Raw genomic sequence first — 14,511 nt, forward strand, 5'->3', positions numbered from 1 at the left:
GGTCCGTGCGCGCCCGCGGACCCCCCTCTCTAGGCTGGCCGTCCGCGGACCGGTGCGCACACGCCGGACCGCGCGCATCCGGTGGCGCACCAGGGGGAGACACGGACATGGCGGAGACACGGCGGCGGCTGCGTTCGAGCACGGTGGTGCTCGGGGGCATGGGTGTCCTCGCGGCGGCCCTGTCGGCGTGCGGGTCCGAGCCGGACCGCCGCTGCGTGGACCGCGACAGCTACACCTACGACGGTTACAAGATCATCGGGGACAAGAACTGCAAGTCCGGCTCCGTGGGCAAGGGCCGCAAGAAGACCGGCGCGGGCAGGAGCGCGGACGCCGCCTGGTACTACGACGCCGAGGTCAGCAACGGCTACGCCGACCACGGCACCTTCAGCCGCAGCGAGGCCGTCGACCGGGGCGGCTTCGGCTGCTCCGGCTCCGGCAGCGGCGGCGGCTGAGGGCGGCCCGGGGACGTACCGGTCGCACGGGAGCGCACGCACGCCATGGAACGCCGCACCATCGACCCCCGGCCCGGCTGGCAGCGGACCGTCGAGGAGCAGGGGCTCGTCTACCCCCTCACCCGCCACCCCGACGGCTCCCTGCGCCCCTACTGGGACGAGAGCGCCTACTACGTCTTCTCGCTGCCCGAGGTGGAGGCGCTGGAGGAGGTCGTCGAGGAACTGCACGGCATGTGCCTGGCGGCCGCCGACCACATCGTCACCGCGGACCGCTTCGCCGACCTCGGCATCACCGACCCGCGGGTGGCCGGTGCGGTCGCCGAGGCCTGGCGGCGCCGCGCCGAACTGCCCTCCGTCTACGGCCGGTTCGACCTGCGCTACGACGGCACCGGCCCGGCCAAGCTGCTGGAGTACAACGCCGACACGCCCACCTCGCTCGTCGAGGCCGCCTCCCCCCAGTGGTTCTGGATGGAGGAACGCTTCCCCGGCGCCGACCAGTGGAACTCCCTCCACGAACGCCTGATCGACGCCTGGCGCGGGCAGGCCGCGCTCCTCCCGCCGGGCGGCCCCCTGTACTTCGCGCACTCCTCGGCCGACGAACTCGGCGAGGACCTGATGACGGTCGCCTACCTGAAGGAGACCGCCGAACAGGCGGGCCTGGACACCGACTGGATCTCCATGGAGGAGATCGGCTGGGACCGCCTCTCCGGCCGCTTCGTGGACACGAAGCTCCGCTTCATCCGCAGCATCTTCAAGCTCTACCCCTGGGAGTGGCTCACCACCGACCGCTTCGCCGGCCACGTCCTGGACACCCTCGACAACGGCGGCGGCACCGGCACCACCCTGTGGATCGAGCCGGCCTGGAAGATGCTGCTGAGCAACAAGGCCCTGCTGGCGATCCTCTGGGAGCTCTACCCCGGCCACCCGAACCTGCTCCCCGCCTACCTGGACGGCCCCCGCGAGCTGGCCGCGGCCCACGGCTACGTCGCCAAGCCCCTGCTGGGCCGCGAGGGCGCCGGAGTCACCGTCCACGAGCCCGGCGCGGCCCCGGTCCTGCGCGACGAGCCCTGCTGCTACCAGCGGCTGGCCCCCCTGCCCGACTTCGACGGCAACCGCGTCGTCCTCGGCGCCTGGGTCGTGGCGGACGAGCCGGCCGGCCTCGGCATCCGCGAGTCCTCGGGTCTGGTCACCGACGAGTACGCGCGCTTCCTGCCGCACGTCATCCTCTGAACCCTCCGGCCGCCCCGGCCGCCCCGGCGGCCCCCGCACCCCCCGGGCGCCTCCCCGGCGCCGGTCCCCGCCTGCCGGGGCTGCGGTCCCGCCCCGCGCCGGTCCCGCCCCGCGCGGCCGAGGCGGGACGGTGCGTCGAGCACCGGCGCGTCCCGGCCGGCGACCGGCCTCCGCGGACCCGGCCGCATGGTGGACGCGGCGGCCCCGCACCCCGGCGCGCCCGGTAGGCTGGCCGACGGGCCGTGACTGGCGCGCTGGGATGGGACCGACCATCGGGGAGCGGCCCGAGCGACGAGTGCCGTGCGCCTGGGCCGTACCGTGAACGCCGAACGCACCGTCCGGAGGTCCCCATGCCAGCCGAGTCCCTCTCCACCGCTTCCACCGCCTACCGCGCCGCCCTCGACGTGATCCGCGCCGTCGAGCCCCGCGTCGCCGACGCCATCGGCCAGGAGGTCGCCGACCAGCGCGAGATGCTCAAGCTGATCGCCTCCGAGAACTACGCCTCCCCGGCCACCCTGCTGGCGATGGGCAACTGGTTCAGCGACAAGTACGCCGAGGGCACCGTCGGCCGCCGCTTCTACGCCGGCTGCCGCAACGTCGACACCGTGGAGTCGCTGGCGGCCGAGCACGCGCGCGAGCTGTTCGGCGCCCGCCACGCCTACGTCCAGCCGCACTCCGGCATCGACGCCAACCTCGTCGCCTTCTGGGCCGTCCTCGCCGACCGCGTCGAGGCCCCGTTCCTGCAGAAGACCGGCGTCCGCCAGATCAACGAGCTGACCGACGCTGACTGGGCCGAGCTGCGCCAGGCCTTCGGCAACCAGCGCATGCTCGGCATGTCCCTGGACGCCGGCGGCCACCTCACCCACGGCTTCCGCCCGAACATCTCCGGCAAGATGTTCGACCAGCGCTCCTACGGCACCGACCCGGCCACCGGTCTGATCGACTACGACGCCCTGCGCGCCCAGGCCCGCGAGTTCAAGCCGCTGATCATCGTCGCCGGCTACTCCGCCTACCCCCGCCTGGTGAACTTCCGGATCATGCGCGAGATCGCCGACGAGGTCGGCGCCACCCTCATGGTCGACATGGCCCACTTCGCCGGCCTCGTCGCCGGCAAGGTCCTCACCGGCGACTTCGACCCGGTCCCGCACGCCCAGATCGTCACCACCACCACCCACAAGTCGCTGCGCGGCCCGCGCGGCGGCATGGTCCTGTGCGACGACTCCCTCAAGGACCAGGTCGACCGCGGCTGCCCGATGGTCCTCGGCGGGCCGCTCCCGCACGTCATGGCCGCCAAGGCGGTCGCCCTCGCCGAGGCCCGGCAGCCCTCCTTCCAGGACTACGCCCGGCGCATCGTCGACAACTCCCGCGCCCTGGCCGAGGGCCTGACGCGGCGCGGCGCCACCCTCGTCACCGGCGGCACCGACAACCACCTCAACCTGATCGACGTCGCCTCCTCCTACGGCCTCACCGGCCGCCAGGCCGAGGCCGCGCTGCTGGAGTCGGGCATCGTCACCAACCGCAACGCCATCCCGGCCGACCCCAACGGCGCCTGGTACACCTCCGGCATCCGCGTCGGCACCCCCGCCCTGACCACCCGGGGCCTGGGCACGGCCGAGATGGACGAGATCGCGGCCCTCATCGACCGCGTCCTGACCGCCGCCGAGCCCGGCACCACCAAGTCGGGCGCCCCGTCCAAGGCCTCCCACGTCCTGGACGGGAAGATCGCGGACGAGATCTCCCGCAGGGCGACGGACCTGGTGGCGGGCTTCCCGCTGTACCCCGAGATCGACCTCGGCTGAACCGCCCCGGGGACGCGGGGAACCGCGCGACCGGCCCCACCGGGCCCGCGGTTCCCCGTGCCCCGGCCCGCCCGGGCTCTCTGAGACAATGATGGGCATGGCCTCTGATCGACCCCGCGTGCTCTCCGGAATCCAGCCCACCGCAGGCTCGTTCCACCTCGGCAACTACCTCGGCGCCGTCCGCCAGTGGGTGGCCCTGCAGGAGACCCACGACGCGTTCTACATGGTCGTCGACCTGCACGCGATCACGGTCCCGCAGGACCCGAAGGAGCTGCGCGCCAACACCCGCCTGGCCGCGGCCCAGCTGCTGGCCGCCGGACTCGACCCGGAGCGCTGCACCCTCTTCGTCCAGAGCCACGTCCCCGAGCACGCCCAGCTCGCCTGGGTCATGAACTGCCTCACCGGCTTCGGCGAGGCCTCCCGCATGACCCAGTTCAAGGACAAGTCCGCCAAGCAGGGCGCCGACCGCGCGAGCGTCGGCCTGTTCACGTACCCGATCCTGCAGGTCGCGGACATCCTGCTGTACCAGGCGCACGAGGTGCCGGTCGGCGAGGACCAGCGCCAGCACATCGAGCTCACCCGCGACCTCGCCGAGCGCTTCAACGGCCGCTTCGGCCCCACCTTCACCGTCCCCAAGCCGTACATCCTCAAGGAGACGGCGAAGATCTACGACCTGCAGGACCCGTCGATCAAGATGAGCAAGTCGGCGTCCACGCCGAAGGGCGTGATCAACCTCCTGGACGAGCCGAAGGCCACCGCCAAGAAGGTCAGGAGCGCGGTCACCGACACCGACACGGTCATCCGCTACGACGTCGAGAACAAGCCCGGTGTGAGCAACCTCCTCACCATCTACTCGACCCTCACCGGGGCGGGTGTCGCGGAACTGGAGGAGAAGTACGCCGGCAAGGGCTACGGTGCGCTCAAGACGGACCTCGCCGAGGTGATGGTCGAGTTCGTGACGCCGTTCCGGGAGCGCACCCAGAGTTACCTGGACGACCCCGAGACGCTCGACTCGATCCTGGCCAAGGGCGCGGAGAAGGCGCGCGCCGTCGCCGCGGAGACCCTCTCCCAGGCGTACGACAAGGTGGGATTCCTGCCCGCCAAGCACTGAACCCGCCCGGGCGCGGCGCCGTACCACCGGACAGCGCTGCACATCACTCCGCTTGCGCCTGCCCGCGGCACACCTGTGGCCGTACAGTCGATAGCCGGGTGACGCTTCGGCGGCCGAGCCCGCTCCACCAACCGGACGAGCTTCACCGACAGAACGACAGGAGACGACGTGGGGACCGTAACGATCGGTGTGTCGATCGCGGTCCCGGAGCCGCACGGCAGCCGGCTTCAGCAGCTGCGCGCGGGCTTCGGCGACGCCGCGGCTCACGGTATCCCCACGCACGTCACCCTGCTGCCGCCGACGGAGGTCGACGACGCCGACCTGCCGGCCATCGAGGCGCACCTGACCGAGGTCGCCGCGGCCGGCCGGCCCTTCCCCATGCGACTGTCCGGCACGGGCACCTTCCGGCCCCTGTCACCGGTGGTGTTCGTGCAGGTCGCCGAGGGCGGCGAGGCCTGCACCCGGCTGCAGAAGCAGGTCCGCGACGCCTCCGGGCCCGTGGCGCGCGAACTGCAGTTCCCCTACCACCCGCACGTCACGGTGGCCCACGGCATCGACGAGGCGGCGATGGACCGGGCGTACGAGGAACTGGCCGACTACGAGGCCGAGTGGCCGTGCACCGGGTTCGCGCTGTACGAGCAGGGCGCCGACGGGGTGTGGCGCAAGCTGCGCGAGTTCCCCTTCGGGTCGACCGTGGTGCCGCCCCAGGCGTCGGCGCCCGGGAACCGGGGATCGCTCCGGGCGGGCTGAACGGCGGCGGACCCCGCCGGCCCCGCCCGGCCGCCGCGGCCGGGTCAGACCGGCAGCCGGCGGAACACCCCGCGCGGCAGGTGCCGCAGCGCCGACATCACCACGCGCAGCGCGCCCGGCACCCACACCGTCTCCGAGCGGCGCCGCAGGCCCAGCTCGATCGCCGTCGCGACCGCCTCCGGCGTCGTCGCGAGCGGCGCCTCCTCCAGCCCGGCGGTCATCCGCGTGCGGACGAACCCGGGGCGTACGACCATGACGTGCACGCCCGTGCCGTACAGCGCGTCCCCCAGGCCCTGGGCGAAGGCGTCCAGGCCGGCCTTGCTGGAGCCGTAGATGAAGTTGGCGCGGCGGGCCCGCTCGCCCGCCACGGAGGACAGCACGACCAGGGAGCCGTGGCCCTGGGACTGCAGCGCGCGGGCGCACACCAGGCCCGCCGAGACCGCGCCGGTGTAGTTGGTCTGCGCGACCCGCACCGCGGACTCCGGCTCCCGCTCGTCGCGCGCCTGGTCGCCGAGAAGTCCGAAGGCGAGCAGCACCATGTCGACGTCGCCCTCGGCGAAGACCTTCCCGAAGATGTCCTCGTGGGCGGCGGGGTCGAGCGCGTCGAAGGCGACGGTGTGCACCTCGGCCCCGAGGCGGCGCAGCTGTCCGGCGGCCTCCTCCAGGGCGGGCGACGGACGGCCCGCCAGCCAGACCGTGCGGGTGCGCCGGGCGATCAGACGGCGCGCGGTGGCCAGCGCGATCTCGGACGTACCGCCGAGGACGAGCAGGGACTGGGGGAGGCCGAAGGCGTCCTTCACGACAGCTCCTAGAGGTTGCCTAGAGATGGAGGCGGCGGGACAGGTCCGAGGTGAACACCCCGCGCGGGTCCAGCTCCGCGCGCAGGGCGCGGAAGTCGTCCAGCCGCGGGTACATGGCGGCGAGCAGTTCCGGTCGCAGCCGGGAGTCCTTGGCGAGGTACACGCGCCCGCCGGCCGCGGCGACCTCCTCGTCGAGCTCGTCGAGGAAGGCGCCGAGGCCCGGCAGGTTCGCCGGGACGTCCAGGGCCAGCGTCCAGCCGGGCACGGGGAACGACAGCCAGCCCGGATCGGCCTCCCCGAAGCGCTTGAGGACCGCCAGGAACGACGGGCAGCGGCGTTCGGAGATGCGCCGCACGATCCGGCGCAGGGCGTCCTCCTGGCCGTGCCCGACGACGAACTGGTACTGCACGAAGCCGCCGCGGCCGTAGACCCGGTTCCAGTGGGGCACCCCGTCCAGGGGGTGGAAGAAGGCGGGGATCCGCTGGAGTTCGCCGGTACGCGCGCGGGGCGCCTTCCGGTACCAGAACGCGTTGAACAGGCCCACCGTCGTCCGGCTGAGCAGGCCCTCCGGGAGGAAGGCGGGGGCGGCCGGGAAGCGCGGGGTGCGGAAGGCGAGCGGGTCCCTGCGGGCGCGGGTGCCCTCGGGCAGCGCCTCCAGGGGCGCGTGGTCGCCGCGGGTGAGCACCGCGCGGCCGGTCGCCGCGCCGCGGGCCAGCAGGTCGATCCAGGCGACCGAGTAGCGGTAGCGGTGGTCGGTGGCCGCCAGGCGGGCCATCAGGTCGTCGAGGTCCGTGGCGCGCTCGGTGTCGACCGACATCAGGGAGGTCTCGACGGGCTGGAGCCGGACCGTCGCCGTCAGGATCACGCCGGTCAGGCCCATGCCGCCCGCGGTGGCGTCGAACAGCGCGGTGCCGGGCCGCACGGTGCGGATCGCGCCGTCGGCGGTGAGCAGCTCCAGCGACAGCACGTGGCGGGAGAAGGAGCCCGAGACGTGGTGGTTCTTGCCGTGGATGTCGGCGCCGATGGCCCCGCCGACGGTCACGTACCGCGTGCCGGGCGTCACCGGCACGAACCAGCCGAGCGGCAGCAGGACCTCCATCAGCCGGTGCAGGGAGACGCCCGCGTCGCACAGCACGGTGCCGCCCTCGGCGTCGATCGCGTGGATGCGGTCCAGACCCGTCATGTCGAGCACGGCCCCGCCGGCGTTCTGCGCCGCGTCCCCGTACGCCCGCCCCAGACCCCGGGGGATGCCGCCGCGCGCTCCGCAGTCCTGCAGGGCGGCCACGGCCTCCTGGTACGTCCGGGGGCGGATCAGCCGGGCGGTGGTGGGGGCGGTGCGGCCCCAGCCGGTCACGGTGGCGCGGTCCTCGCCCGGGACGGAAACGGTGTGGGCAGACATGTCGGTGACCGTATCGTCCCTTTGTCGAGGCTCAGTTCCGGAACATGGCCTCTCTCCCCGAAATGGGTGATTAATGGGATGTCGCCCAATATTGCCGGAGTTCCGGCCCGGTCGGCGTGAACAGTGGGTCCACATGGACGACATGGACGACATGGACGGCGTGGACGGCCTCGACGACATGGACCACCGGATCCTCGCGGTGTTCCGCGCCCGCGGCGGCGACCCCCGGGTCGCCGCCGCCGCGCGTGCCCTGTCCTGGGCCGGCGAGCACGGGGCGCTGTGGCTCGCGGCCGGTCTCGCCGGAGCCGCCGCGGACGGCGCGCGGCGCGGCGCCTGGCTGCGCGGCACCGCGCTCATCGCGGGCGCGCACCTGGCCAGCATGGGGGTGAAGCGGATCGTGCGCCGTCCGCGGCCCGCACACGTCGATCCCCTGGTGCGCACCGCCGGCCGGCACTCCTTCCCGAGCTCGCACGCCACCTCCGCCGCGGCCGCCGCCGTCGCCTTCGGCGCCCTGGGGGCGTACGCGGTGCCGCCGCTGGCCGCCGCGATGTGCCTCTCCCGGCTGGTCGTCGGCGTCCACTACCCGTCGGACGTGGCGGCAGGGGCGGCCCTCGGCGCGCTCACGGCACGCGCGGGCGCGCGCTGGATGCGAGGGGGCGGCCGTGACTGAGACCACGCCGATGACGAACGCCACGCGCGGCCCGGCCCTCCTGGAGCAGCGCGGCCCCCGCCGCCCGGCCGCGCCGCCGCGCAAGGGCTCGCTCCCGGGCGGGCTGCTGCGGACCGCGCGCCCCAAGCAGTGGGTCAAGAACGTCCTGGTGCTCGCCGCCCCGGCGGCGGCCGGCGAGCTGTTCTCCCGGCACGCCCTGGTCCGACTCCCGCTCGTCTTCGTCCTGTTCACGGCCTGCGCGGCGGCCGTCTACCTCGTCAACGACGCCCGCGACGCCGACGCCGACCGCGCCCACCCCGTCAAACGGCACCGTCCCGTCGCCGCCGGACAGGTCCCCGTGCCCGTCGCGTACGCCGTCGGCGCCGCCCTCGCCGTCCTCGCGCCCGCCGCCGCGGCCTGGCTGTGCTCCCCGGCCGTCGCCGCCCTGCTGACCGCCTACCTGGGCCTGCAACTGGCGTACTGCGTCAGCCTCAAGCACGTCCTCGTCGTCGACCTCGCCGTCGTCACCACCGGCTTCCTGATGCGGGCGGTGGCCGGCGGGCTGGCGCTCGGCATTCCGCTGTCGCGCTGGTTCCTGATCACCACCGGCTTCGGCGCGCTGTTCATGGTGTCGGCCAAGCGCTACTCCGAAGCCGTGCAGATGGCCGGAAAGGCGGGTGCCACCCGCGCGTTGCTCACCGAGTACACCACCGGCTACCTCCGCTTCGTCTGGCAGCTCGCGGCCGGGGTCGCCGTCCTCGGCTACTGCCTGTGGGCCCTGGAGGAGGGCGGCGTGCCGCACACCGGCCTGCTGCCCTGGCGGCAGCTGTCCATGGTGGCCTTCGTCCTGGCGATCCTGCGGTACGCCGTCTTCGCCGACCGCGGCACGGCCGGGGAACCCGAGGACGTCGTCCTGCACGACCGCGCGCTCGCGCTGATCGGCCTGGTGTGGGCGGCGATGTACGGCCTGGCGGTGGCGGACTGGTGAGCCGCCGGCCGGCCGTCCGCCGCCGCGAACTGCTCGGCTTCGCCGCCGTCGGCCTGGTCGCCTACGCCTGCGACCTGGCCCTGTTCAGCTACCTGCGCGGCCCCGCCGGACTCGGCCCGCTCACCGCCAAGGCGCTCTCCTTCGCGGTGGCCTGCACGGTGGCGTACGCCGGCAACGCGCTCGGCACCTACCGCGGCGCACGTGCGCGCGGCCTGCGCCCGTACGCCGTCTTCTGCGCGGTGAACCTCGCCGGCGCCGCCCTGCAACTGCTCTGCCTGGCCGTCAGCCACTACGGCCTGGGCCTCACCTCGCAGCGTGCCGACACCGTCTCCGGCGCGGTCGTCGGCATGGCCCTGGCCACCGTCCTGCGGTTCTGGGGAACCCGGACATGGGTCTTCCGCGAAGAGGGCAGGGTCGGGTCATGGACTGGCTGAAAAAGCTCCCGGTCGTCGGGCCGTGGGCGGCGCGCCTGATGATCACGCACGCGTGGCGGTCGTACGAGCGGCTGGACCGGGTGAAGTGGGCGCGCCTGGCCGCCGCGATGACGTTCACCAGCTTCGTCGCGCTCTTCCCGCTGCTGACCGTGTCCGCCGCGGTCGCCGCCGCCACGCTCGGCACCCGGCGGCAGAACACGCTGGAGGACAAGCTCGCCGAGCAGGTGCCCGGCATCTCCGACCGGCTGGACGTCGACGGCCTGGTGCAGAACGCCGGCACCGTCGGCCTCATCGCGGGCGCCCTGCTGCTGCTCACCGGCATCGGCTGGGCCGGCTCGATGCGCGAGTGCCTGCGGGCGGTGTGGGAACTGCCCGAGGAGGAGGAGAACCCGGTCCTGCGCAAGGGCAAGGACGTGGGCACCCTGATCGGCCTCGGCGGTGCGCTGCTCGTCACCATCGCCGCCTCCGCCGTCGCCTCCGCGATGGTCGGCTGGATCACCCGGCGGATCGGCATCGAGGAGGACGGCTGGGGCGGGGTCCTGCTGCAGGCCGCCGCCTTCGCCGTCGCCGTCCTCACCGACTTCCTGCTCCTGCTGTACGTGCTGACCCTGCTGCCCGGCGTCGAACCGACGCGCCACCGTCTCATGGTCGCCGCGCTGACCGGCGCGATCGGGTTCGAACTGCTGAAACTGCTGCTCAGCGGCTATCTGCAGGGCGTGGCCGCGAAGAGCATGTACGGCGCGTTCGGCGTGCCCGTGGCGCTGCTGCTGTGGATCAACCTCACGTCCAGGCTGGTGCTGTTCTGCGCCGCCTGGACGGCGACGCAGAGCAAGGAGGCCGAACTCGCCAAGGTCACGGACGACCGCGACGGCGCACCAGATCCGGCAGCGGCCAGCGGCGGTTGACCAGGAACACCCCGCCCGCGAGCAGCACCAGCGCCCCGCCGACGACGGCGAGCGCGACGCCGACGCCGCTGGAGCCGTTTGCGGTCGCGGTCCCGGCCACCGGCTTCGCGCCGGTACCCGCGGCCGCCGCGCCGTCCCCGACGCCGCCCGCCTCGCCGGAGGCGCCGGCGTCCGGCTGCGCGCCGGACCGCGCGGCGCCCTTCGGCGGCACCAGCTCACCCACCGGCCGCACCTTGCCGACCGCCTTGAAACCCCAGTCGAACAGGCGGGCGGTCTCCTTGTAGACCTCGTTGTGCCCGCTCCTGGCCGGATTCATCACCGTGACGAGCAGCACCTTGCCGTTGCGCTCGGCGACACCGGTGAAGGTGGCGCCGGCGTTGGAGGTGTTGCCGTTCTTCACGCCCGCGATGCCCTGGTACTGGGCCATGTCGTAGTCGCCGGTCAGCAGCCGGTTGGTGTTCTGGATCTCGAAGGACTCGCGGACCGCCTCGCCCTTCTTGTTCTTCTTCGTCTCGCCCGGGAACTTGGCGGAGACCGTCGAGCAGTACTCCCGGAAGTCCTTCTTCTGCAGCCCGGAGCGGGCGATCAGCGTCAGGTCGTACGCCGAGGAGACCTGCCCCTCGGCGTCGTAGCCGTCGGGGCTGACCACGTGCGTGTCGAGGGCCTGCAGCTCCTCGGCGTGCTCGTTCATCTCCCGGACGGTGTTCTCGACGCCCTTGTTCATCGCCGACAGCACGTGCACGGCGTCGTTGCCGGAGCGCAGGAAGACACCGAGCCACAGGTCGTGCACGGTGTACGTCTCGTCCTCCTTTATCCCGACCATGCTGGAGCCGGGTCCGATGCCGGCCAGGTCGGAGGGGACGACCTTGCGCTTCGTCGACCGGGGGAACTTCGGCAGCAGGGTGTCCGCGAACAGCATCTTCAGCGTGCTCGCCGGAGCCAGCCGCCAGTGCGCGTTGTGCGCGGCGAGCACCTGGCCCGACTCGGCGTCGGCGACGATCCACGAACGGGCCGTCACGTCCTTGGGCAGCACGGGCGCCCCGCCCGCGAGATCGACCTGCGTGCCCGGCCTCCCGAGCCGGACGCCGCCCACGGTCGACATCGTCGCCGGGGGCGTGACCGACGGGCTCGCCGACGGACTGCCCGAAGGGCTCGGGGCGGCGAAGGAGACGGGCGCGGTCAGCGCGGTGGACAACAGGGCGGCGGAGGCGACCAGCAGGGATCGCCGGACGGTCTTCTTGGGTGCGGGCACGACCGAGAACGTACCTGGCGTGTGCGGGGAAGTCCCGCCTCCGCCCCCACCCCGCGAACGGAACCGGACAGGCGGCGGCGATACTGGACGCATGAAGCTCAGCCGCCCCGTCTCCTGGTTCCTGCTCGCCTTCGGGGTGTGGAGCTGGGTCATCTGGATCACTTTCGTCAAGAACCTGATCAAGGACAGCAGCGGGCTCGCGTTCGACGACGGTCACCCGACGGCGTACTTCTGGGTGCACCTGCTGCTCGCCGTCGTTTCCTTCGTATTGGGGACGGTCGTCGGGGTCATCGGGTTGCGCGGTCTGCGCGCACTGCGCCGGACGTCATAGCGGTCCGCACCCGGGAACTGCGTCGTACGTCACAGCGACCGCGCCGCGTCACCGGAACCGGGGGGAGTCCCCGGACGTTCACTCGGCACACCACCGGAAGGGAACCCGTCGGCGTGGCCATCGTCTTCGTGCTCGTCGCACTGCTGGTCGTGGCCGTCCTGGCGACGGCCAACTGGTACGTGTGGCGCCGCCTGTTCCGCGACACGACCCGCGGGCCGGGCGCCGTGCGCCGGGCGGGCGCGGTGCTGATCGCCGGCGGCTGGGCGCTGACGATCGCGGCCGTCGTCGCCGAGCGCGCCGGCGCGCCCTTCTGGCTCCAGCGCGTCCTGGCCTGGCCGGGCTTCCTGTGGATGGCCCTGTCGCTGTACCTGCTCCTGGCGGTGCTGGCGGGCGAGGCCGTACGACCCCTGCTGCGCCGGTTCCTGGAGCGGCGGGCGCGCGCGACGGCGGCCGTACCGGAGGAGGGGCCCGAGCCGGAGACGGTCGCGGCGGGAGCGCCGGCGAAGGCGGCGGAGCAAAAGCCCGCGGCGGCGCCCGGGCAGGGGCGGCCCGCCGCGGCCGTCTCCGGGCCGCAGCCGGACCCGGACCCGGCCGCCGGTCACGGCGCGCCCGGCGCCCCCGCCGGCCCCTCCCGCCGCCTCTTCGTCTCCCGGGTCGTCGCCGGTGCCGCCGCGGCGGCCGCCGTCGGAACCGTCGGACACGGCACCTACGGCGTGCTGAGCGGCCCGAAGGTGAAGCGGGTCACCGTCCCGCTGGCCAAGCTGCCGCGCGGGGCGCACGGTTTCCGCATCGCGGTGGTCAGCGACATCCACCTGGGCCCGGTCCTGGGCCGGGGCTTCGCGCAGAAGGTCGTCGACACTATCAACGCCACCCAGCCCGACCTCATCGCGGTCGTCGGCGACCTGGTGGACGGCAGCGTGAAGGACCTGGGCCCGGCGGCGGCCCCGCTGGCCGGGCTGACGGCCCGTCACGGCGCCTACTTCGTCACCGGCAACCACGAGTACTTCTCCGGCGCCGAGCAGTGGGTCGAGGAGGTGCGCCGCCTGGGCCTGCGCCCCCTGGAGAACGCCCGCACGGAGCTGCCGCACTTCGACCTGGCCGGGGTCAACGACGTGGCGGGCGAGGAGGAGGGCCAGGGCCCCGACTTCGCCCGGGCCCTCGGCGACCGCGACCCGGCACGCGCGTGCGTGCTCCTCGCCCACCAGCCGGTCCAGATCCACGAGGCCGTCGAGCACGGCGTCGACCTCCAGCTGTCCGGCCACACCCACGGCGGGCAGCTCTTCCCCGGCAACCTGGTCGCCTCCGCCGCGAACCCGACCCTCGCGGGACTGGAGCGCTACGGCGACACCCAGCTGTACGTCAGCCGGGGCGCGGGCGCCTGGGGCCCGCCCACGCGGGTGGGGGCGCCCTCCGACATCACCGTCGTGGAGCTGGCGTCCCGCCGGGCCTGACCGCGGACCGCGGCGCCCGGCGGGCCCGCTACGCCGGAAGCCGCGCCCCGGACGGCAGCGTCACCGTGACCGCCGGCCCCTCGCCCGGGGCCGTCCGCCCCCCTCCCGGACGGCGCACGTCACCGTGACGGACGGGCCGCCGGTCCACGGCGTGGAGCCGGCGGAGCGGGAGGCGGACGCCGTCAACCGACCCGGGGCGCTCAGCGGACGGGCTTCCTGCCGGGACCGGGCAGTTGCCGGGTCATCCCCGGCAGGAAGTCCGTGAACAGCTCGTGCACCTCGCGCACGAGGGGCCGCAGCACCCGGAAACGGGCCAGCGCCACGCCCCGCGCGGTGAGCCGGGCACCGCGTTCGGCGAGCCGGTAGCTGCGCTCGCGCCCTTCCGTGCGGTCGAAGATCCAGTACAGCACGAGTCCCATCTGGGACAGCCACATCAGCTCGGGAAGGACGTCCCGCAGTTCGTCGGGGACCTTGGTCCTCGCGCCGGCCAGCACCTGCCGGTGGACGCCGATCGCCGCCTCGCGCGCCTGCTCGGACTCCGGGGAGAAGGGGCTGAGCGGGCTGTCCGGGTCGGCGGCGTTCTTGAAGAACTGCACCGCGAACTCGTGGTAGGGCGCGGCGATGTCCAGCCACGCCTTCAGCACGCCCGCCAGCCGTGCCTCCAGGTCGGTCTCCCGGGCCAGGATCTCCCGGACGGCCACCTGGTGCTCGGCGGCTATCCGGTCGTAGAAGCCCTGGATCAGGTGCTCCTTGCCCTCGAAGTAGTAGTAGGCGTTGCCGACGGAGACCCCGGCCTCCTGGGCGATGGCCCGCATGGTCGTCCTGTCGTAGCCGCGCTCCCGGAACAGCCGCATGGCCGTCTCCAGGATCAGGGCGCGGGTCTGCCCGGACCTGGGGGTCGCGGACCCCGTTCGCGGGCTGTCGTTCCTGGCGGGCACGGAAAGAGCCTAGCCAGTGCCG

At 73.6% G+C, this 14,511-nt stretch carries 15 protein-coding genes and 1 riboswitch; of the genes, 11 read left to right on the plus strand and 4 right to left on the minus strand.

What is annotated here, in order from left to right; all coding sequences use genetic code 11:
• Nucleotides 1–107: 107 nt before the first annotated feature.
• The 5 genes from AB0L29_RS19850 (at nucleotide 108) to AB0L29_RS19870 (ending at nucleotide 5,342) form a co-directional block, all read left to right on the plus strand.
• Complete coding sequence (locus AB0L29_RS19850; RefSeq protein WP_365828846.1) at nucleotides 108–452, plus strand: hypothetical protein; 345 nt, start codon at nucleotides 108–110, stop codon at nucleotides 450–452.
• 45 nt (nucleotides 453–497) lie between these two features.
• Nucleotides 498–1,682: a glutathionylspermidine synthase family protein gene (locus tag AB0L29_RS19855; RefSeq protein ID WP_365828848.1), complete on the plus strand. Its 1,185-nt coding sequence runs from the start codon at nucleotides 498–500 to the stop codon at nucleotides 1,680–1,682.
• Between the two features lie 232 nt (nucleotides 1,683–1,914).
• Nucleotides 1,915–2,001, plus strand: a riboswitch (ZMP/ZTP riboswitch).
• Nucleotides 2,002–2,032: 31 nt separating this feature from the next.
• Nucleotides 2,033–3,481 (plus strand): glycine hydroxymethyltransferase, encoded by a 1,449-nt coding sequence (locus AB0L29_RS19860; protein ID WP_365828850.1) that lies wholly within the window; start codon nucleotides 2,033–2,035, stop codon nucleotides 3,479–3,481.
• A gap of 97 nt (nucleotides 3,482–3,578) precedes the next feature.
• On the plus strand, nucleotides 3,579–4,592 hold the full coding sequence (trpS, locus tag AB0L29_RS19865; protein ID WP_365828852.1) for a tryptophan--tRNA ligase: 1,014 nt from the start codon (nucleotides 3,579–3,581) through the stop codon (nucleotides 4,590–4,592).
• Between the two features lie 168 nt (nucleotides 4,593–4,760).
• Complete coding sequence (locus tag AB0L29_RS19870) at nucleotides 4,761–5,342, plus strand: 2'-5' RNA ligase family protein (protein ID WP_365828854.1); 582 nt, start codon at nucleotides 4,761–4,763, stop codon at nucleotides 5,340–5,342.
• 44 nt (nucleotides 5,343–5,386) lie between these two features.
• Here AB0L29_RS19870 and AB0L29_RS19875 read toward each other — a convergent pair whose 3' ends face one another.
• Nucleotides 5,387–6,142 (minus strand): decaprenylphospho-beta-D-erythro-pentofuranosid-2-ulose 2-reductase, encoded by a 756-nt coding sequence (locus AB0L29_RS19875; RefSeq protein ID WP_365828856.1) that lies wholly within the window; start codon nucleotides 6,140–6,142, stop codon nucleotides 5,387–5,389.
• A gap of 19 nt (nucleotides 6,143–6,161) precedes the next feature.
• The gene (locus AB0L29_RS19880) at nucleotides 6,162–7,541 is read right to left on the minus strand and encodes an FAD-binding oxidoreductase (RefSeq protein WP_365828858.1); all 1,380 of its coding nucleotides are present in this window, start codon (nucleotides 7,539–7,541) and stop codon (nucleotides 6,162–6,164) included.
• Nucleotides 7,542–7,674: 133 nt separating this feature from the next.
• Between AB0L29_RS19880 and AB0L29_RS19885 the strand changes: the two genes are divergently transcribed.
• Genes AB0L29_RS19885 through AB0L29_RS19900 form a run of 4 tightly spaced genes read left to right on the plus strand, consistent with a single transcriptional unit; the run spans nucleotide 7,675 to nucleotide 10,517 of the window.
• Complete coding sequence (locus tag AB0L29_RS19885; RefSeq protein WP_365828860.1) at nucleotides 7,675–8,211, plus strand: phosphatase PAP2 family protein; 537 nt, start codon at nucleotides 7,675–7,677, stop codon at nucleotides 8,209–8,211.
• A gap of 10 nt (nucleotides 8,212–8,221) precedes the next feature.
• Nucleotides 8,222–9,178 (plus strand): decaprenyl-phosphate phosphoribosyltransferase, encoded by a 957-nt coding sequence (locus AB0L29_RS19890; RefSeq protein ID WP_365828983.1) that lies wholly within the window; start codon nucleotides 8,222–8,224, stop codon nucleotides 9,176–9,178.
• A complete protein-coding gene (locus AB0L29_RS19895; protein WP_365828862.1) occupies nucleotides 9,175–9,612 on the plus strand; it encodes a GtrA family protein in 438 nt (145 codons plus the stop codon). Before AB0L29_RS19890 ends, AB0L29_RS19895 begins: the two co-directional genes overlap by 4 nt.
• Nucleotides 9,600–10,517 carry a YihY/virulence factor BrkB family protein gene (locus AB0L29_RS19900; RefSeq protein WP_365828864.1) on the plus strand — a complete coding sequence of 306 codons (918 nt, stop codon included), beginning with the start codon at nucleotides 9,600–9,602 and terminating at the stop codon, nucleotides 10,515–10,517. Before AB0L29_RS19895 ends, AB0L29_RS19900 begins: the two co-directional genes overlap by 13 nt.
• On the opposite strand, the gene AB0L29_RS19905 is transcribed toward AB0L29_RS19900, so the two are convergent.
• The gene (locus AB0L29_RS19905) at nucleotides 10,465–11,769 is read right to left on the minus strand and encodes a D-alanyl-D-alanine carboxypeptidase (RefSeq protein WP_365828866.1); all 1,305 of its coding nucleotides are present in this window, start codon (nucleotides 11,767–11,769) and stop codon (nucleotides 10,465–10,467) included. The genes AB0L29_RS19900 and AB0L29_RS19905 overlap by 53 nt on opposite strands.
• Before the next feature lie 91 nt (nucleotides 11,770–11,860).
• Here AB0L29_RS19905 and AB0L29_RS19910 point away from each other — a divergent pair, with 91 nt between their 5' ends.
• Both AB0L29_RS19910 and AB0L29_RS19915 read left to right on the plus strand, forming a co-directional pair.
• Nucleotides 11,861–12,100, plus strand: coding sequence for an SCO4848 family membrane protein (locus tag AB0L29_RS19910; RefSeq protein ID WP_344602617.1), 240 nt, complete (start codon nucleotides 11,861–11,863; stop codon nucleotides 12,098–12,100).
• A gap of 113 nt (nucleotides 12,101–12,213) precedes the next feature.
• Entirely contained in the window at nucleotides 12,214–13,551 is a 1,338-nt protein-coding gene (locus AB0L29_RS19915) for a metallophosphoesterase (protein ID WP_365828868.1), read from the plus strand.
• A 200-nt stretch (nucleotides 13,552–13,751) separates the two neighbouring features.
• Here AB0L29_RS19915 and AB0L29_RS19920 read toward each other — a convergent pair whose 3' ends face one another.
• Nucleotides 13,752–14,489: a TetR family transcriptional regulator gene (locus AB0L29_RS19920; protein WP_365828870.1), complete on the minus strand. Its 738-nt coding sequence runs from the start codon at nucleotides 14,487–14,489 to the stop codon at nucleotides 13,752–13,754.
• Nucleotides 14,490–14,511 lie beyond the last annotated feature (22 nt).

The organism is Streptomyces sp. NPDC052701 (genome assembly GCF_040678355.1).
In the GTDB taxonomy this organism is placed as follows: domain Bacteria; phylum Actinomycetota; class Actinomycetes; order Streptomycetales; family Streptomycetaceae; genus Streptomyces.

Excerpts from the sequence above, each read along its gene's own strand:
- trpS (WP_365828852.1), top strand. The coding sequence starts at position 3,579 with ATGGCCTCTGATCGACCCCGCGTGCTCTCCGGAATCCAGCCCACCGCA.
- AB0L29_RS19900 (WP_365828864.1), top strand. The coding sequence starts at position 9,600 with ATGGACTGGCTGAAAAAGCTCCCGGTCGTCGGGCCGTGGGCGGCGCGC.
- AB0L29_RS19860 (WP_365828850.1), top strand. The coding sequence starts at position 2,033 with ATGCCAGCCGAGTCCCTCTCCACCGCTTCCACCGCCTACCGCGCCGCC.
- AB0L29_RS19910 (WP_344602617.1), top strand. The coding sequence starts at position 11,861 with ATGAAGCTCAGCCGCCCCGTCTCCTGGTTCCTGCTCGCCTTCGGGGTG.
- AB0L29_RS19890 (WP_365828983.1), top strand. The coding sequence starts at position 8,222 with ATGACGAACGCCACGCGCGGCCCGGCCCTCCTGGAGCAGCGCGGCCCC.
- AB0L29_RS19850 (WP_365828846.1), top strand. The coding sequence starts at position 108 with ATGGCGGAGACACGGCGGCGGCTGCGTTCGAGCACGGTGGTGCTCGGG.
- AB0L29_RS19885 (WP_365828860.1), top strand. The coding sequence starts at position 7,675 with ATGGACGACATGGACGACATGGACGGCGTGGACGGCCTCGACGACATG.
- AB0L29_RS19855 (WP_365828848.1), top strand. The coding sequence starts at position 498 with ATGGAACGCCGCACCATCGACCCCCGGCCCGGCTGGCAGCGGACCGTC.
- AB0L29_RS19880 (WP_365828858.1), bottom strand. The coding sequence starts at position 7,541 with ATGTCTGCCCACACCGTTTCCGTCCCGGGCGAGGACCGCGCCACCGTG.